Genomic DNA, 17,786 nt, shown 5'->3' with positions numbered 1-17,786 from the left:
GCTGGTGACTACCGGCCATGACGCCGTAGTGCTTGATCCGAGCTTTCATCCGGGTCTCGCGCCAAATCCGGTATAAGATACGCCCATGGAATACACCCAAGAGATTGTTGTCAATGTTCCCCGGGATCGCTTCCTCGAGCTGTTCGACAACCCGAGCCTCATGTCACACTGGCAAAAGGGGCTGCTTTCCTTTGAGCCATTGACGGGTGTCCCCGGACAAAACGGCGCAACCTCGAAGCTCGTCTACAAACGCGGCCGCGGCACCTTGGAAATGGTGGAAACCATTCTCCGGCGCCAATTGCCGGATCATTTTGATGGCAGCTACGATGCCAACGGTGTGCACAACATCAGCAACAACCAGTTCATTGATCTGGACGGCACCGCTACAAAGTGGGTGGCCCACAACATCTTCGAGCTGAAGGGCTTCATGAAGGTGATCGGGCTGCTATTTGGCTTCACCTTCCGGAAGGAAACCCTGAAGACCATGGAGGCGTTCAAGAAGTTCGCCGAATCCAACCCGCAAAGCTGACCATCTGGTCAGCTTTGCCCCGGGGCGTGGCAACAGTCAGTGGCTACGTTTTAGAATCAAGGATGCTCTCCTCCACCGATCCCCTGCCCCGCCTGCCCAGACGCATGCTGGTTGCCGGAGTCTCCGGTTCGGGCAAAACCTCATTGGCAGGACGGACGGCCGCCTTACTGGGCATCCCGTACACCGAGCTCGACAGTCTTTTCCACGGCCCGAACTGGGAGCCGCGCGCGGACTTCGCGGCCGACGTCGAACGTCTCACCGCTGCGCCGAGCTGGGCTACCGAGTGGCAATATTCGGCAATGCGGCCATTGTTGGCCCAACGCGCCGACACTCTGTTGTGGCTGGATTTCCCCATGCCGGTATCCATGGGGCGGCTCATCCGGCGCACAGTCCAGCGCCGGCTGCGACGCGTGGAGCTGTGGAACGGCAACTTTGAAGGTCCGCTATGGAGCATTTTCAACAACCCCGACCACATCATCCGTTGGGGCTGGCGCACCCGCAATTCACTAAGAAAGGTTGTGCCGGAGTTGGAACACGAGCATCCCGGGCTTCAGGTAGTGCGGCTCTCCAGGCCCAAAGATGTTGAGGTGTGGATAGGTATGCTCGAACGCCGTGTTGCCTCCGGCGAGCAGCTTCAACCATGATGCCGGAGGAATTGGCAACGCTCACGCTGCTGCGCAAGGCCCGAGACATGATCGACCGGGACTACGCGGAGCCGTTGGACGTGCCCACCATCGCTGCCAAGGCGTTCATGTCGCCAGCGCATTTTTCCCGCAAGTTCCGGGCTGCCTATGGTGAAACGCCCTACAGCTACCTCATGACACGGCGGATTGAGAGGGCCTCAGCATTGCTGCGTGCCGGCTATTCAGTCACCGATGCGTGCATGGCCGTGGGCGCCACCTCGCTGGGCTCTTTTAGCACCCGCTTCACCGAAATCATGGGCGAGACCCCCAGCAACTACAAGAGCCGCGACCACAAGGCCATAGAGGCCATGCCGCCGTGCTTTGTCAGGGTGACCACCCGGCCGGCGCGCGATGGTTCGGGCAAGTCGAGCAGAAATGAAGAAGCACCCGCGGCCACGGCGTCATAGCGTAAGTGTCATGACTATTTCACTGCAATATACGCACATGACAGTAACCAACCCCGATGAGGCCATCGCCTTCTACCGTGATGCACTGGGCCTTGAGGTTCAAAACGATGTCAGCAATGGCGATTTCCGCTGGGTCACGATGGGCACGCTCTCACAGCCGGGCCTGGGAATCGTCCTGTCCGAACCGCACGCGGGGCGCTCCCAGGAAGACGGCGACGCCATGGCCGAGCTGCTCGCCAAGGGGGTGCTGCCCATGATCAATTTCAGCGCCTCCGATCTTGACGCCACCTTTGATCAGGCCGTGACCGCCGGCGCCGAGGTGCTCCAGGAACCCGTGGATCAGCCGTGGGGCCCGCGCGACTGCGCCTTCCGCGACCCCTCCGGAAACATGGTCCGCGTTTCCCAGGCCTGAGCTGGCGAGAAATGCGCCCGCCTCCCATAAATGCGCCCCTACTACGGGGCGCATTTATGGGAGGCGGGTGCGGAAATGGCGCGCGGATCCTCGGGTGACATCAGTTTCATGCTCTCCGGACTTATCCACAGGATCGAGGAACCCCACTTACATGGTGCCCAGAGGTCTGGAACGCTTGGTGGCATGGGCACACCACGGTTGATTCTTCCCTCGGACCTGGAGCTGGCAGGCCAGGATTCACGCCTGCTCGCCAGGCTTTGCAACAGCGGCAGGTACTTTCGTGTCCGCCGCAGCGTGTACGCAGAGGCCACCGAGTGGCACGCCCTGGATGAGTTCTCCCAGTACGGCCTGCGCGCTGCGGCATTCACGCTGGCTACCAAGGACCCGCCCATATTTTGCTTGTCCACGGCCGCACTCCTTTGGGGCTTGTGGATCTGCGGAACACCGGAGAAGCTGTACGTTTTGACGGATCAGGCGGGCGGCGGCCGCAGCCGAGGGGACATCATCCGGCACTTTGGGCGTTTGGACGGTGGAGTGGTGCGTTGCGGTCCATTGCTGCTGACGGACAAACTCACCACCACGCTGGGACTGATCACGCGGCTGAAATTTGAGCAGGCTGTGACCGTGTGCGATTCCAGCCTGCATGAGCGCAGGTATCCCGGGCCCGGCAACGTCTTCTTGCCCGTGGATGCTGCAGCCTCCGAACAAGATCCTGTGTGGAACAACGATGAGCCGCAGGGCTTGCCGCTGCTCAAGTCCGAGCTCCTGGACGCCGCAGACTCCTTGCCTTCAAAGGCGGCCTACAACAGGGCCGTGGCAGTGGTTGAGTTCGCATCCGGACTCTCCGGTTCCGCGGGCGAATCCATCAGCCGGGTCAGAATGGCCCAGCTGGGATTCGCCGCCCCGGAACTGCAGCATTGCTTCACCCTCCGCGACGGCAGGGACGCGTTCGTCGACTTCTGGTTCGCGCGCCAGCGCAAGGCCGGGGAATTTGACGGCCGGGCCAAGTACTTGAGGCAGGATTGGGCCGGCGGAAAGTCCATCGAACAACGGATCATCGAGGAAAAGGACCGCGAAGATCAAATCCGGGCGCAGGGCGTTGGCTTCTTCCGGTGGACATGGCCGGAAATGATGGACCTTCGCGGCTTCGAGCGGCTGCTTCGTCAGGCCGGAATCCCGCAAAAATAGCAGGCCCACAAAAAATGCGCCCGTCCCCCATAAATGCGCCCTGTAGACAAGGCGCATTTATGGGGACGGGCGCGGAAATCGGCCAGTCACTGCGGAGGGTGCTAGATCAGACCGTCCGAGAGGTGGTTCGGGGTGCCGAAGCGGTGCGCCGTGATGCTGACGGCCTGCTCGTGCAGGAACGGCAGCATCTCCACACGGCCGGCCTCGGTGACCTCACCGTGGTAGATCGCCAGGTCGGGGCGTCCGCCGGTGGCCGCGTAAACGGCTGTGGCGTCACCGCCGATGAGGCGGATGCGGCCGGCACCGAAGCGCTGCGCGCGGGTGAGCCAGTCGGCGTCGTTCTCCACTGACACATTGATGCGCAGGCTCAGCAGCAGGGCTGCCACTTCGCTGGGAAGCTCGACGGCGGAGGAGACTTCAGGGGCTGCCCCGGCCAGGATTCCTGCCGCAAGCACGCGCAGCAGCTTGGCGGTGGATTCCCCTTCGGCCAGGCGGACCAGCGGGTTCAGTGCCACGTAGCGGAATACGTTGCGCTCGGCCCACAGCCCGGACACGTCCTTGGCGGCGCCGAATTCATTGGCCCAGGCGGCGGCGTCACTCTGCAGCGAGCGGGTCAGGAACGCCTGCTCATCAGCGGACAGGGAGGACGCAGCCGACAGCAGCTTCGTCGCGGCGTCGCCCAGGGGCGCGGTGGCCGTGGCCGTAGCGGGGACCCAGGACCCCAGGCCCATGAGGTAGTTGGGGCCGCCGGCCTTGGTGCCCGCACCAACGGCCGACTTCTTCCAGCCACCGAAGGGCTGACGCTGCACAATGGCACCGGTGATGCCGCGGTTCACGTACAGGTTTCCGGCCTGGACGGTGTCCAGCCAGAGGCCAATCTCCGCGGAATCCAGGGAGTGCAGGCCGGTGGTCAGACCGTAGTCGATCGCGTTGACCATGGAGATGGCCTCCTCGAGCGTCTCTGCCTGCATGACGCCCAGCACGGGGCCGAAGAATTCGGTCAGGTGGAAGTTGGATCCCGCGGCAACGCCGGTGCGCACACCCGGGGACCAGAGGCGCCCGGTTTCGTCCAGCTGCTTGGGCTCGATGGCCCAGGCCTCGCCGGCATCCAGGGTGGTCAGGGCGCCCAGCAGCTTGCCGGCGGCCGGCTCAATGACCGGGCCCATCTGCGTGGTGGCGGTTTCCGGGTAGCCAACGCTCAGGCTCGCAGCGGCGTCGAGCAGCTGGTTGCGGAAGCGGTTGGACTTGGCCACGGAACCGACCATGATGACCAGCGACGCGGCGGAGCACTTCTGCCCGGCGTGGCCGAACGCTGACTGCACAACATCCTTGGCCGCCAGGTCCAGGTCGGCGCTGGGGGTTACGATGATGGCGTTCTTGCCGGAGGTCTCCGCCAGCATGGGCAGGTCGTTGCGGAAGCTGCGGAACAGCTCGGCTGTTTCGTAGCCGCCGGTCAGGATCAGTCGGTCGACGGCGGGGTGTGCCACGAGGGCCTGGCCCAGCTCGTTTTCACCCAGTTGCACCAGGGCCAGGACATCGCGCGGCACTCCGGCGTCCCACAGGGCCTGGACCATGAGGGAGCCGCTGCGCTGTGCCTGCGGTGCCGGCTTGATGACGACGGCGGAGCCGGCGGCGAGTGCCGAGAGGGTGGAGCCGGCCGGGATGGCAACGGGGAAGTTCCACGGCGGGGTCACCACGGTGAGCTTGGCCGGGACGAACGTGGCGCCGTCGACGGTTTCCAGGTCCTTGGCGCGCTCGGCGTAGTAGTGGGCAAAGTCCACGGCTTCGCTGATCTCCGGGTCCGACTGGTCCAGCGTCTTGCCGGTCTCGGAGGCCATGACCTCCATGAAGTCGGCGCGGCGGGCGTCCAGCATGTCGCCGGCCTTGTGCAGGATGGCGGCGCGCTCGGCGCCGGTCATGGCACCCCAGGCAGAGGCTGCGTCGACGGCGGTGGCCACGATGCGATTCAGCTCGTCCAGTTCCGTGACGGTGGTCGCGGCGACGATGTCGTCACCCAGCTCCGAGCCGGGGATGCGGGCCAGGATGTCGCGGCCCCAGGCGTGGTTGGGCACCAGCGACGGGTCGGTGTCCGGGGTGTTCGCGAAGCCCTCGGCAGGCGCCGGGGTGGCCGGCTGGTTGCGGTCCTGCACGCGGTTCGTGGGCGGGACGGAGGTGTCCAGGTCCTGGAGGGAGGCCAGGAAGCGGTTGGTTTCGCGCTCGAACAGGGCCTCGTTTTCGGAGAGCTCAAACACGGCGGACATGAAGTTGTCCTGGCTTGCGCCCTCTTCCAACCGGCGGATGAGGTAGGCGATGGCGACGTCGAATTCGCCCGGGTGGACCACGGGTGTGTAGAGCAGAAGCGAGCCAACGTCCTTGCGGACGGCCTCGGCCTGGCCAGTGGCCATGCCCAGCAGCATCTCAAATTCCAGCTGGCCGGAGGCGGTGTCAATGCCGCGCTGCTTGGCCAGCAGCCATGCGTGTGCAACATCGAACAGGTTGTGCCCGGCCACGCCGATGTGCACGTTGTTGATGTGCTCGGGGGTCAGCGCGTAGTTCACGATGCGCTTGTAGTTGGTGTCGGAGTCCTGCTTGGTGCCCCAGGTGGCCAGCGGCCAGCCGAAGACGGAAGCCTGGACCTGTTCCATGGGCAGGTTGGCGCCCTTGACGATGCGAACCTTGACGGCGGCGCCGCCCTCGGTGCGGCGGGCGGCTGCCCACTCCTGCAGCTCGATCATGGCGGCCAGGGTGTCCGGCAGGTAGGCCTGGAGCACGATGCCGGCCTCGAGGTTCTTGAACTCGGGCTTGTCCAGGATGCGCTTGAACACGGCGATGGTCATGGTGAGGTCCTTGTACTCCTCCATGTCCAGGTTGATGAACTTGGGCTTGGCGAAGGAGTTGGCCAGCGTGTACAGCGGCGTGAGCTTTTCCACGATGTGGTTGACGGCGTCGTCAAAGGCCCACGGGGAGTGCGGTGCAACGGTGGAGGATTCCTTGATGGAGACGTAGTCCACGTCGTCGCGCGCCAGCAGGTCCAGTGTCCCCTGCAGGCGGCGGGCGGCTTCGTTGTCGCCCAGCACGGCTTCGCCGAGCAGGTTGATGTTCAGGTCAACGCCGCCCTTGCGGATCTTGGCGATGGCCGGGCCCAGCTTGGCGTCGGTGGCGTCCACGATCAGGTGGCCCACCATGTCCCGGAGAACCCTGCGGGCGATCGGGATGACAATGCCCGGCAGGATGGGGGCCATGACGCCACCGAGGCGGACTGCGCCGCGCATGTACCAGGGCAGGAACGCCGGAACCTTGGGGGCCAGTGCGGCCAGGTTGCGGGCGGCCACGGCGAGGTCTTCGGGGCGGATCACGCCGTCAACGAAGCCAACTGTGAAGTCAAGGCCGTTGGGGTCCTTCAGGACGCCAGCCAGTCGCTGTGCCGAGACGTCGGCGGGGAATGTGGCAGCTTCGCCGAGCCAGTGCCGGACCAATGCGATGGTCTCCTCGGCAAGGTCGTTGCCAGGGACCGGGATGTTCGCGGCGGTGGCCGCAGGGACGGTGCTTGTCATGGTGTCTGGTGGGTTCTTTTCTGCTGGTGATCGATTGCTAGTGGGCCCACTGGCGACATCGCCCAAAGACGCCCGCCGGGTTCCCATTGAGTCCAGTATGGAGCTAATATTCAATAAGTAAAAGTGGTGTTTTTTGACGAATATTAGTCAGTTTTACTTAACTATTTGGAGAGTCTCGTGCTGGACGTAAAACGCCTGCGGCTGCTGCGTGAATTGCACATCCGCGGAACCCTGGCCGATGTGGCCCTGGCCCTGCAATACAGCCCGTCTGCGGTGTCCCAGCAACTGGCTCTTTTGGAGAAGGAAGCCGGGGTGAAACTGCTCCGCAAAGTAGGCCGACGCGTGCAGCTAACCGCACAGGCGGAGATTTTGGTGGCCCACACGGCGGAGATCGTGGAATCCCTCGAGCGCGCCGAAGCGGACATGGCGGCCTCGCTGACAACCGTGGCAGGGACGGTAAAACTGGCCGTCTTCCAATCCGCAGCCTTGGCCCTGCTGCCGGAGTTGCTCACGGCGATGTCGCAGAACTACCCGGACGTGCGCATCGAAATGACCCAGCGCGAGCCGGAAACGGCGTTGTACGAGACGTGGGCGCGCGATTTCGACATGGTTGTGGCCGAGCAATACCCCGGACACGCCGCGCCACGGCATCCGGAGTTGGACCGCGTGGTCCTGACCACCGATGCCATCCGACTGGCAGTCCCCTCCCCCGGCGTGGAAGGAACCGTGGCCAGGCTGCGCGCCGAGCCCATCACGCATCTTGAGGACACCGCCGGGCTGCCATGGGTCATGGAGCCGCGCGGCGCAGCCTCGCGGCACTGGGCCGAACAGGCGTGCCGGCAAGCTGGTTTTGAACCGGATGTGCGTTTTGAAACGGCCGATCTCCAGGCCCAGGTACGTCTCATTGAATCCGGGCATGCCGTGGCCTTGATGCCGGATCTGATGTGGACGGGGCGGGAACCGGCACTAACCCTGATCGATCTGCCTGGGCTCCCCCGTCGTACAGTGTTCACGGCCGCGCGCCGGGCCAGCCGCCGTCGTCCGGCTATTTTGGCCTGCCGGGAAATCCTGCAGGTGGCGGCTGAGGGTTTGTCCGGGGAAAGTTCGACGCCGGAGGGCCGGGTTTAGCTGGCCAGTTCCCTGAGTATGGGGCCCAGCAGGCGGAACTGCGCATCGGAATCAAATTGCGCGGCACTGCTCATGAGAACCAGCTTGGGGAAGGGCCGGTGAAGCCATTGACCCTGAACCGGAACAACCCTGACCGCCAATTCAAAGGGGGACGCGCGGCGGCCCAACTCCTTTTCAATGGTGTGCACCAGCCGGGAAGGGATGGCACCGTGGTTCTTTCCCGCACGCATGAGCTCGTCGTGGTACGAGACCTTGAATAGTTCCGCGGCGCTCTGGGCTGCGATGAAGTGTTGCTGCACGGAGTCCTGAAGCTCGGGGTGGCGGTCTTCAAGCAACAGCTCGTCCAGGGAACGGATGCCGTTGCGGGTTCGAACCAAATCGGCAAACCAGTGCGCCCACTCGCCGGCCAAGACAACGTCACTGAGGGGTCCTGTTGCGGGTATCTGCTCGGGCACTTCCGGAACTACCGGAGGCACAAAGAACGGCTTGGTCGCTGCAAGGCCCAAAGCATCACGAACGTACAGTGCTACCGAAAGCGGCCACGAGGCATCCATGCTGATGCACCATCCAGACCCTTGAGCAAACCTCATGGCGTCCCCAATTCACTTCTCGATTCATCTGCCGAAGTATTGGTGCCACCCTACTGGGGCGGACACTACTTTGCTACTGCGGGCGGCAACCGCTCAAGACCAGCGGCGTACAGCCCACTTCTCGGCCAGCCCCAGCAAGGCATCCGTGATCTTACCGAGAATGGCCAGCAGGATGATGGCCAACAGCAGCCTGTCGGTGCGGCCATTGGATTGAGAATCTGTCAGGAGGAAGCCCAGACCCATGGACGAGGCAATGAGTTCCGCGGCAACCAGGAACAACCAGGCTTGGGCCAGAGCCAGCCGCAGGCCGGAAAAAATGGCCGGGACAACGGCCGGCAGCTGGACCGTCGTCAGCAGTTTCACACCCTTGAGGCCAAAGGCCCGTGCAGCCTCCACGAGGTTTTTATCCACGTGACGCAGCGCCAATGACACCGTGGTGAACACGGGGAAGAACGCACCAATTACTATCAAGGTGACCTTGGAATCCTCCCCAATCTTCATCCACAGGATCAACAGGGGCACCCAGGCCAGTGAAGGGACAGCCCGCAGCGCGCCGATGGTTGGTCCCAGCACCACCTCAGCAATCTTGGACAAGCCCACCAGCGCCCCAAGCGAAATACCCAGCGCAGCACCAACCACAAATCCGAGCAACACCCGCTGAGTGGAGATGGCAACGTGGTTGAACAGTTCATTGCGTGAAATCAGCTCTCCGGCGGCCTCTAACACCGTGCGAGGTGCCGGCAACTGAACCGGGGAGAAGATTCCGGCCGCCGTGCTCAAGTGCCAGGCCAGCAAGATCAGCACGGGCAAGATCAAACCCAAGCCAAGCTTGGCCCATCCGTTTGAGAGCAGAGCCTTGCCCGAGGGTGCCGTGCGCCCGGGCGATTTCGTGGCGGCGCCTGCTCTTACCGTCATGATGCTTCCTTGATGTTTGCCGGATTGGCCTTCGTGGCAAAGGAGTCATCCAGCAAGCTCGCCAGCGCGTCATCAACTTCTCCCTGGGTCTTCACGTCGCCAAGCTCCACGAAGGTGGGCCCGATCTTGGCCAGCACGGCCTGCTGCTTTTCGCCGGGGACGCCGGAGACCCCTAGATTGCTGCGTTCCAGGATGACAGTGTTGGCGACTTCCGGCTTGAGACCAGCGGCTGAGGCCAAGATCTGAGCCGTCTCTTCGGGGTTTTCCGAGGCCCAGACCCGAGCCTTTTCATACGCGTCAACCACGGTCTGGGCCAGTTCCGGCTTCTCCTTCAAGAACGACTCGGTGGCATTGAGGAAACCATAGGTGTTGAAGTTCAGGTTTCGGTAAAACAGCGACGCACCGTCTTGCTCGGCACTGGCCATAATGGGATCCAGGCCTGACCAGGCATCAACGGAACCGTTGGCCAGGGCGGCACGGCCATCGGCATGTTGGAGGTTCTCGACGGTCACGTCCTTCGTGCTCAGACCGGCCTCGGCCAGGGCCTGGACCAGGAAGAAGTATGGATCTGTACCCTTGGTTGCCGCAACGGATTTACCCTTTAGAGCCGCCACGGAAGTGATGGTTGAGCCCTTGGCTGTCACCAATGCCGCCCATTCTGGCTGGGAGAAAATGGAGATCGCCTTGATGGGAGACTTGTTTGATCGAGCCAAAAGTGCTGCCGATCCGGCCGTGGAACCAACGTCAATGGCACCGGCCCGCAGCGCTTCGTTGGCCTTGTTGGAACCGGCTGACTGCAGCCAGTTCACCGTGACGCCCTGATCAGCCAAGGTTGCCTCAAGCCAGCCCTTTTCCTTGATGACCAGGCTCAACGGGTTGTATGTGGCGAAGTCGATGTTCAACGTGCCACCTTGTTGAGCGGCACCATCAGTTGTGGCGTTTTCGCCCGCGCATCCGGCCATGGCCAGCGCGGAGATGGCGGCGGCTGCGCCCAAGAAGGAACGGCGGCTGACAGTGGGAGAAAAAGACATGATGATCCTCAAAATGGTTGCGGTTCAGAAAAGAAGGAACAGACAAGACGGTGAAGGCGTGTGGTCCTAGTGGCCGTCGACGCCGAGACTGGCGAGCAGGGAGCTGCGCAGGCCGGCCAAGGCAGTCGATGCCCGGTCACGGGGGCGAGGGCCTGGAACTTCAACGGTGCGCACAATAGTTGCGCCGGGAAGGTCGCTGCCATCGGGACCCAACAAGATGATGTGGTCGGCAAGTTGCAGGGCCTCATCAACATCGTGGGTCACCAGCAGAACCGTGGTGGGTTCGGCTGCATGAATGTCCAGCAGCAGGTCCTGCATGGTGATTCGGGTCAGGGCGTCCAGGGCTCCGAAGGGCTCATCGAGCAGCAAGACTCCGGGGTTTCTGGCCAGGGCGCGGGCCAACGATGCTCGTTGAGCCATACCGCCGGAGACCTCCCGCGGCCGGTGTCCGGCAAACTTGGAAAGCCCCACGAGACCCACCAACTTTTCAACTGCTGCGTTGCGCTTGGCTGCGTCGAAGCCGGCTGGAACCCCGATTGCCACGTTCCCGGAGACTGATTTCCACGGCAGCAAACGGGGTTCCTGAAACGCCACGGCGCAGCGTGGATCTATGCCAGTAACCGGGGTTCCGTCAATGCTGACAGTCCCAGAGCTGGGCGCATCGAGCCCGGCCACGGCGCGCAGGAGTGTGGACTTGCCGCAACCGGAGGGGCCAAGGAGCGCCACAATCTCCCCTGCTTTAACCTCAAAGGAGACGTCTCGAAGCACCGTGTGCGCGGCCGTGCCAGTGCCAAATGTGCGGCCAAGGTTGTGGAATGAGACCGGCATGGCCGCAGTGCCCTGCGGTTCGGCAGACGGTCCGGAAATAGGCGTGGAAAGTAAATCGGTCATGCGGCACTCCATCGGTTCTGGCGGTAGCACCCTGCCAGCATCGGCGCCTTTGTGGTGGCGTCGACCAGGGTTGCTGCGGCGTCATTGAGCCAGATCTCTCGGCCGCTCGGGATGGTCAGCACCAGCCTAGGGGTTCCTGCGGATGGGCGAAAATTTGGGGCACTAGGGCAGTTAGTGAGCCGTAACAATCCTCCGCTCGCGTGGCGCGTGACGGGAGACGGCGAGTATTCAATTCGTCGTGCGAACATGGAACCATGACCGCAGCAGCCCGGCAGGAACCGGCACCCGCATGAAGAAATATTTGGCATCGGGTTTGCCTGCCGGGATCTTCGCCGTCGGGCTGATTCTGTGGGGTACTGGCCTGCTCAGCCGCGAATCAGCTCTAGCGCTGGCGGGCCGCACACTTCCTATACTCTTGTTTGTCCTTGCCATGACGGTCGTGACCGAGCTTGCCGACAATGCCGGCTTGTTCAATTTCCTAACCTCGCGCTTGGCCCGATGGGGCACGCCGCGCGTACCGGGTCCCGTGAGCACGGGCCGGATCATGATCTTGTGGCTGCTGGTTGTTGCCTTGGCAACCCTGAGCACCGTTTTCCTCTCCCTGGACACCACGGCGGTGCTCGTCACCCCGTTGGTTGTGCAATTGGCACGCCATGCGCGAATTCCCCCTTTGGCGTTCGCCTTGACCACGGCATGGCTGGCCAATACGGCATCGATGTTTTTGCCGGTATCCAATTTGACCAATCTCCTGGCTCAACATCAGTTGGATACCACTCCGCTGGGATTCTTCGGCCTGCTGTGGGCACCTGCCCTAGTGGGCGTCGTGGTGCCACTGGCATTTCTGGCCTTGATCTTCCGCAAGGATCTGCGCGGCCGCTACCAATCCCCGCCAGCTCACCAGGTGAGGGATAGAGCGCTCCTGTGGATCAGTGCTGTCACACTTGCACTCCTGTTGCCCGCCCTCGTTACAGGAATCCCCGTTGCCATCCCCGCCAGCATCGCTGCCGCGTTTTTGTTGCTGGTTTTTCTGATTCGAAGGCGGTCCGCCGTGAAATGGGCCATGGTGCCGGTCCAACCGTTGCTGCTCACCCTGGGTTTGTTTCTTGTGGTTGCAACGTTGCATGACCATGGCCTGGGCACTGCGCTGGCTAGGGTCGCCGGATCTGGGGACAGCCTTCCCAGTCTGCTTCAACTCGCCACCGCCGGCGCCGTCAGTGCCAACACGATCAACAATCTGCCGGCCTACTTGGCTCTCGAAACCCAGGCAGACTCCTCTGTAAGGCTGGCCGCGCTTCTAATTGGCGTCAACCTTGGCCCACTCATCAGTCCTTGGGCATCGTTGGCAACCCTGTTGTGGCATGCGCGGCTCAAATCCATGGGAATCACCATCTCGTGGAGCCGTTTTGTCCTGGCCGGGTTGTGTCTTGTTGTTGTCTTAATCCCGGCTGCGGTGTTGGCATTGTGGTTGAGCGCCGGGATGCCCAGCTAGTTTGACTGCCTTCCAGCGTCCACCCGTGCGAGGATGAACTCATGACCGCCACCATGTTTTCAGGGCCCGCCGTGGTCTGGGATGCCGGCCGTCCGTTCAATTTGCACCAGACGCTGGGCATCATCGGGCGCGGCCCCGGCGACCCTACGATCCGGATGACCCCTGACGCCGCCTGGCTCGCCTTCAACACCCCGGATGGCCCCGCGACTCTGGGCATCAACCAACACGGCACCGAGTTGCACGCCCGCACCTGGGGTCCCGGCGCCGAACACGCACTCTCCACCGTTCCTGCACTGCTTGGCGCGCAGGATGACTGGTCCACTTTTGACGCACCAGATTTCATCCAGTCCCTGCCCCCTCGCATCAAGGAAGCACGACGCCGGTACCCGGCGCTGCGCCTGCCCGCCACAGGGCGGGTGGTTGATTCGCTGGTGCCGGCCATCCTCGAGCAAAAGGTCACCACCGTCGAGGCCCACCGCGGGTACGCGACGTTGTTGCGAAAATTTGGCACGCAAGCGCCCGGAGCGCGCGAACACGCGCAGATTCCGGCGGATTTATTGGTTGCCCCCACGGCGCAACAGTGGGCGGCTATTCCCTCCTGGGAGTGGCACAAGGCAGGTGTTGGACCCCAGCGTTCGGCAACCATCATGCGGATGCTGCGTTCGGCGTCGGCCCTGGATCGTTTGGCGAAGTTGCCGGCAGCAGAAGCTGGCACAAAGTTGCAAAGCATCCCGGGCATCGGCGCATGGACGGCCGCTGAGGTCACCCAACGAACTCACGGCGATCCTGACCAAGTGGCGGTGGGCGATTTTCATCTGGCCGCTTACGTTGGCTGGGCCTTGGCAGGCAAGCCCGTGGATGACGCGGGCATGTTGGAACTTCTCGAACCGTGGCGCGGGCACAGGCAGCGGGTGGTGCGGATGCTGTACCTGAGCGGTTTCCGCAAGCCGTCGTTCGGGCCGAGGATGAGCATCCAGGACCACCGCGGACACTGAGAACGCACGCCCTCCCGGCGCCAGTCGCAGATTCACCACATAATGGAGACATTCACCATTGGCAGCGGCAGCCTGGAAGGGACGCACCAATGACCCGATCACAGAGGCGGATCCACATGTTCCTCGGTATTGACCTAGGCACCGGAAGCAGCAAAGCCGTCCTGACGAACTCGGACGGCGCAATTCTAGACACAGCCACCATCACACACCAGGTATCCCTCCCCCGTCCGGGCTGGGCGGAGTTTGATGCGGAAAATACGTGGTGGGCCGAGGTCATCGGCCTGTGCGGCGAACTGTTCGCCAGGAACGATCCAACCAGAGTTGCCGGAGTCTCCATCAGCGGGATGGGGCCCTGCCTGGTCGTCACCGATGCCGACTACACGCCACTTCGCCCCGCGATCCTCTATGGCATTGACACCCGGGCGGAACAGCAGATCGAAGACCTGAACCGGGAATTTGGCGAGGATGCCATCTACTCCACCGGCGGCAAGGTCCTGTCGTCCCAGGCGGTGGGACCCAAGCTCCGCTGGCTTGCAGACCAGGAACCGGAAGTTTTCGCCGCGGCCCGCCACTGGTTCAGCTGCAGTTCCTACCTCACCGCCAAGCTCACCGGCGAATACATCCTGGATCACCACACGGCAAGCCAGTGCGACCCGCTGTATGCCGTCCACCGGCAGGACTGGATTCCGGAGCGGGCGGACGCCATCGCCGGGCACATCCCCATGCCTGCGCTGGCATGGTCAACCGACATCGTTGGCACCGTCACCGATTCCGCCTCCGCGTTGACGGGAATCCCGGCGGGGACGCCGGTCTGCGCCGGCACTGTCGACGCCTGGGCGGAAGGATTCAGCGCCGGGGTCCGCATACCCGGCGACCTCATGCTGATGTACGGCTCCACCATGTTTTTCGTTCAAGTGCTGGCCGATTTTCACGCGCACCGACAGCTGTGGACCACCGCGGGGGTGGAGCAGGGAACGCTGACCCTCGCAGGAGGAATGTCGACCTCCGGAATCCTCATCACCTGGCTGGCACACTTGTTCGGCGATGCCCCCATGGAAACGCTCATGGCGGAGGCACTGGATGCCGGCCCCGGCGCAGACGGCCTGCTGGTGTTGCCGTATTTCGCGGGCGAACGCTCGCCGATCCTAGACCCCGACGCCCGGGGCACGATCATCGGGCTGACCCTACGACACGGCCGTGGGCATCTGGTCCGGGCGGCTCTGGAAGGCATCTGTTTCGGCCTGCGCCAGAGCTTGGAGCTTTTTGAAAGTTCCGGTCAGCCCATCCAGCGAATCCTGGCAGTGGGCGGCGGCACCCAAGGGACGCTCTGGACACAACTGGTCAGCGATATTCTGGGGCGCACCCAAATCATCCCCGAACAAACAATTGGCGCCAGTTACGGGGATGCTCTCATGGCCGCGATTGCAACCGGGGCAGTCCCGCCGGAGACCGACTGGACGCGCATGGCGCGCGTGGTTGAGCCGGATCCGGCGTCGGCGCAACAGTACGACTTCCTGTATGAGAAGTACTGCCAGCTGTATCCGGCCACCGCCGGGCACATGCACGCCTTGGCCAAGATCCAGCGGGGCGGCGCCTGAAACACTGCCTGATTCCGGGCCGGGCCCTAGGCCGTCGCCGAGTGCACCACGTCGAGAATTGCCTTGGCCGTCTGGACGTCCGTGACCAGACGGCGGAAGTATTTGGTGTTGGCCCCGCCAATGATGCTTCGAACCTTTTCCGCACCCACCGCGACGCCAACGGCACAGGGAATTGAACGCAACAGGGCCGGGGGCGTGGTGATCATGTTCCCGCTGCCTGGAAAATGTATTTCCGCCCCGTCAGCGTCAAAGAAATTCAGGGATATGTCCCCGGCCGCCCGGGACAGCGAGTCGTCATCTTTGGGGATAAAGCGGGAGATCGAGCTTCGCGTGGTCGGCGGGGCACCGATGCCCAACAAGGCCCCTTTCGCCGACTCCCACAGCCGCTGAATCCGCTGAAAGTCGGGGTCGTGCTGGAGCAGCGCAAACATTTCCGGAGCGGGCAATGCTTGGGTCCACAGGAAGGCCGGGCGGGCACCTGTCTGCTCTGCAATCGAGCGTGCAATCTCATTGGTCTGGTACCAGGGCTCGGGCTCCGTCTGGCCGCCAACGGTGGGGACGACTATCACTCCGGGCAATTTGGGCAGCGGCGCCCCTGCCAGCTCGTAAATAGTTCGGCCGGACGAGGCCAACAAGATGTCCCCAGGCGCCAGCCCCATGTCCCGGATAGCTTCACCCACCGCGGGTGCAAGGCCTGCTCCCAACCGGCCGGACTGGTCGGCATCGGCGAGGTACACCTTTTCCAACCCCAGGGCTTCAGCCAGCTCTGCGGCGAGCGAGTCCGTCACAGCCATTGATGGGTGTACAACCTCAATTTTGACCATCCCAATACGCCGCGCTTCCGTCAGCAACCTGCTGACAGTGGGGCGTGAAACCTTCATATTTTCAGCAATTTGGGCCTGATTCACATCTTCCAGGTAGTACATGCGCGCGGCTTGATACAGCGTTTCCACCGGAAACCTGCTCAAGTTTCCGCCTTCGGCGGCGGCCGTTTCAGTCGGCAATTGCTCATTCTCCCCTGGTTCATTTCACGGCCTGCGCGCGGGCTGGGCTGTCTTCATGGTAGCCCGAAACAGGGCTGCTGTGAACAAAATTTCTCAGATTCCATGTTCAGAAATTATGTTCTTGACATTTGTTCAGGGTGACTCCACACTTGAACCATTGAGCTACATCACATTTTTCATGGAGGAAACAATGACCACCACCGCTGCTGAAACTGTTGCCACATCCACTGCCGTACCTGCAACCATGCAGGCCGTCATCGTCCACGGACCCGAAAACTACGTGTTGGAAACCCTTCCGATTCCCGTCCCCGGACCGGGTGAATTGCTGATCAAGGTCGAGGCTGTCGGCGTCTGTGCCAGCGATCTCAAGTGCTACCACGGTGCACCGAAGTTCTGGGGAGACGAGAACCGCCCCGCATGGGCGCAGGCCGGCGTCACCCCGGGTCACGAGTTCATTGGGACAGTTGTTCTCGGCGACGCAAAAGGGCTGTCCCACCACGGCCTGGACATGGGCGACCGGATCGCCTGCGAACAGATCGTGCCCTGTGGCGAGTGCCGCTACTGTGTCCGCGGCCAGTACTGGATGTGCGGCCCCCACGACATGTTCGGTTTCCGCAACTACAACGGCGCCATGGCCGAATACGTGCTGGTGCCCCTCAAGGCCCTCACCCACAAGGTTTCCAAGGATCTCGCCCCGGCACACGCCGCATTCGCCGAACCTCTCTCCTGCTCACTGCACGCAGTTGAGCGCGCAGAGATCAAGTTCAACGACGTCGTCGTCATCGCAGGCTGCGGCCCGATCGGCCTGGGCATGGTTGCCGGAGCCAAGGCCAAGAACCCCATGAAGGTCATTGCCTTGGACATGTCGGACAACAAGCTCGCCCTCGCCACCAAGTGCGGGGCCGACATGGTCATCAACGTTGGCCGTGAAGATGCCGTCCAGATCATCAAGGACCTGACAGGCGGCTACGGAGCCGACGTCTACATCGAAGGCACCGGCCACCCTTCGGCTGTTGGCCAGGGCCTGAACCTGCTGGCCAAGCTCGGCACCTACGTTGAGTACTCGGTCTTTGGCTCGGATGTCACAGTCGACTGGTCGATCATCAGCGACGACAAGGAACTCGATGTCCGCGGCGCGCACCTCGGCCCGCACTGCTGGCCCGCTGCCATCAAGATGATCGAATCAGGCATCCTGCCACTGGACGAAATCTGCACCGACCAGTTCCCCCTGGACAGGTTCCAGGACGCACTTGACCTCGTCGGCGACACCGCCGGCGCGTCCGTGAAGGTCTCCATCCTCCCCTGACCCGCGAAGCAACCTTCAGGCTTCACCTCCCACGTCCGTCAATCCCCTAAAACAAAGGCGTTTTCT

16 protein-coding genes and 1 riboswitch are annotated in these 17,786 nt (G+C 62.9%); of the genes, 10 read left to right on the top strand and 6 right to left on the bottom strand.

Translation table 11 applies throughout. The features are described 5' to 3' along the window. The first annotated feature begins 85 nt into the window (after positions 1 to 85). The 5 genes from BLV41_RS17830 (at position 86) to BLV41_RS17810 (ending at position 3,219) form a co-directional block, all read left to right on the top strand. On the top strand, positions 86 to 529 hold the full coding sequence (locus BLV41_RS17830; protein ID WP_074712802.1) for an SRPBCC family protein: 444 nt from the start codon (positions 86 to 88) through the stop codon (positions 527 to 529). A 62-nt stretch (positions 530 to 591) separates the two neighbouring features. Continuing rightward, the gene (locus BLV41_RS17825) at positions 592 to 1,173 is read left to right on the top strand and encodes a P-loop NTPase family protein (protein ID WP_074712801.1); all 582 of its coding nucleotides are present in this window, start codon (positions 592 to 594) and stop codon (positions 1,171 to 1,173) included. Beyond that, positions 1,170 to 1,619, top strand: a complete 450-nt coding sequence (locus BLV41_RS17820; protein WP_074712800.1) for a helix-turn-helix transcriptional regulator — start codon at positions 1,170 to 1,172, stop codon at positions 1,617 to 1,619. Before BLV41_RS17825 ends, BLV41_RS17820 begins: the two co-directional genes overlap by 4 nt. A 10-nt stretch (positions 1,620 to 1,629) precedes the next feature. Continuing rightward, positions 1,630 to 2,031, top strand: coding sequence for a VOC family protein (locus BLV41_RS17815; RefSeq protein WP_074712799.1), 402 nt, complete (start codon positions 1,630 to 1,632; stop codon positions 2,029 to 2,031). Positions 2,032 to 2,214: 183 nt separating this feature from the next. Then, on the top strand, positions 2,215 to 3,219 hold the full coding sequence (locus BLV41_RS17810; RefSeq protein ID WP_074712798.1) for a hypothetical protein: 1,005 nt from the start codon (positions 2,215 to 2,217) through the stop codon (positions 3,217 to 3,219). A gap of 101 nt (positions 3,220 to 3,320) precedes the next feature. Here BLV41_RS17810 and BLV41_RS17805 read toward each other — a convergent pair whose 3' ends face one another. Continuing rightward, a complete protein-coding gene (locus tag BLV41_RS17805; RefSeq protein ID WP_074712797.1) occupies positions 3,321 to 6,773 on the bottom strand; it encodes a bifunctional proline dehydrogenase/L-glutamate gamma-semialdehyde dehydrogenase in 3,453 nt (1,150 codons plus the stop codon). Between the two features lie 177 nt (positions 6,774 to 6,950). Here BLV41_RS17805 and BLV41_RS17800 point away from each other — a divergent pair, with 177 nt between their 5' ends. After that, positions 6,951 to 7,901 (top strand): LysR family transcriptional regulator, encoded by a 951-nt coding sequence (locus BLV41_RS17800; RefSeq protein WP_074712796.1) that lies wholly within the window; start codon positions 6,951 to 6,953, stop codon positions 7,899 to 7,901. On the opposite strand, the gene BLV41_RS17795 is transcribed toward BLV41_RS17800, so the two are convergent. The 4 genes from BLV41_RS17795 to BLV41_RS17780 all read right to left on the bottom strand — a co-directional run bounded on the left by BLV41_RS17795 (position 7,898) and on the right by BLV41_RS17780 (position 11,328). Then, complete coding sequence (locus BLV41_RS17795) at positions 7,898 to 8,455, bottom strand: hypothetical protein (protein WP_074712795.1); 558 nt, start codon at positions 8,453 to 8,455, stop codon at positions 7,898 to 7,900. The two genes, BLV41_RS17800 and BLV41_RS17795, sit on opposite strands and share 4 nt — an antisense overlap. Before the next feature lie 129 nt (positions 8,456 to 8,584). Beyond that, positions 8,585 to 9,406 carry an ABC transporter permease gene (locus BLV41_RS17790; RefSeq protein ID WP_074712794.1) on the bottom strand — a complete coding sequence of 274 codons (822 nt, stop codon included), beginning with the start codon at positions 9,404 to 9,406 and terminating at the stop codon, positions 8,585 to 8,587. Next, entirely contained in the window at positions 9,403 to 10,437 is a 1,035-nt protein-coding gene (locus tag BLV41_RS17785; RefSeq protein WP_074712793.1) for an aliphatic sulfonate ABC transporter substrate-binding protein, read from the bottom strand. The genes BLV41_RS17790 and BLV41_RS17785 overlap by 4 nt, the downstream gene beginning before the upstream one ends. A 66-nt stretch (positions 10,438 to 10,503) precedes the next feature. Beyond that, entirely contained in the window at positions 10,504 to 11,328 is an 825-nt protein-coding gene (locus BLV41_RS17780; RefSeq protein ID WP_074712792.1) for an ABC transporter ATP-binding protein, read from the bottom strand. A 5-nt stretch (positions 11,329 to 11,333) separates the two neighbouring features. Further along, positions 11,334 to 11,446: riboswitch (SAM riboswitch) on the bottom strand. A gap of 120 nt (positions 11,447 to 11,566) precedes the next feature. Here BLV41_RS17780 and BLV41_RS17775 point away from each other — a divergent pair. The 3 genes from BLV41_RS17775 (at position 11,567) to BLV41_RS17765 (ending at position 15,410) form a co-directional block, all read left to right on the top strand. After that, entirely contained in the window at positions 11,567 to 12,817 is a 1,251-nt protein-coding gene (locus BLV41_RS17775; RefSeq protein WP_244516962.1) for an ArsB/NhaD family transporter, read from the top strand. Positions 12,818 to 12,858: 41 nt separating this feature from the next. After that, the gene (locus BLV41_RS17770) at positions 12,859 to 13,812 is read left to right on the top strand and encodes a DNA-3-methyladenine glycosylase family protein (protein ID WP_074712790.1); all 954 of its coding nucleotides are present in this window, start codon (positions 12,859 to 12,861) and stop codon (positions 13,810 to 13,812) included. A gap of 89 nt (positions 13,813 to 13,901) precedes the next feature. Continuing rightward, positions 13,902 to 15,410, top strand: coding sequence for an FGGY-family carbohydrate kinase (locus BLV41_RS17765; RefSeq protein WP_244516961.1), 1,509 nt, complete (start codon positions 13,902 to 13,904; stop codon positions 15,408 to 15,410). A 26-nt stretch (positions 15,411 to 15,436) separates the two neighbouring features. Here the strand turns inward: BLV41_RS17765 and BLV41_RS17760 are convergent, their stop codons facing one another. After that, positions 15,437 to 16,414, bottom strand: a complete 978-nt coding sequence (locus BLV41_RS17760) for a sugar-binding transcriptional regulator (RefSeq protein WP_074712789.1) — start codon at positions 16,412 to 16,414, stop codon at positions 15,437 to 15,439. A 190-nt stretch (positions 16,415 to 16,604) separates the two neighbouring features. On the opposite strand from BLV41_RS17760, the gene BLV41_RS17755 reads away from it, so the two are divergent. Further along, on the top strand, positions 16,605 to 17,720 hold the full coding sequence (locus BLV41_RS17755) for a zinc-binding dehydrogenase (RefSeq protein WP_074713424.1): 1,116 nt from the start codon (positions 16,605 to 16,607) through the stop codon (positions 17,718 to 17,720). Positions 17,721 to 17,786 lie beyond the last annotated feature (66 nt).

It is taken from the genome of Arthrobacter alpinus (genome assembly GCF_900105965.1).
Taxonomy (GTDB): Bacteria; Actinomycetota; Actinomycetes; order Actinomycetales; family Micrococcaceae; genus Specibacter; species Specibacter alpinus.
Note: the sequence above shows the minus strand (reverse complement) of the source record. Positions and strands in the feature narration are given on the sequence as shown.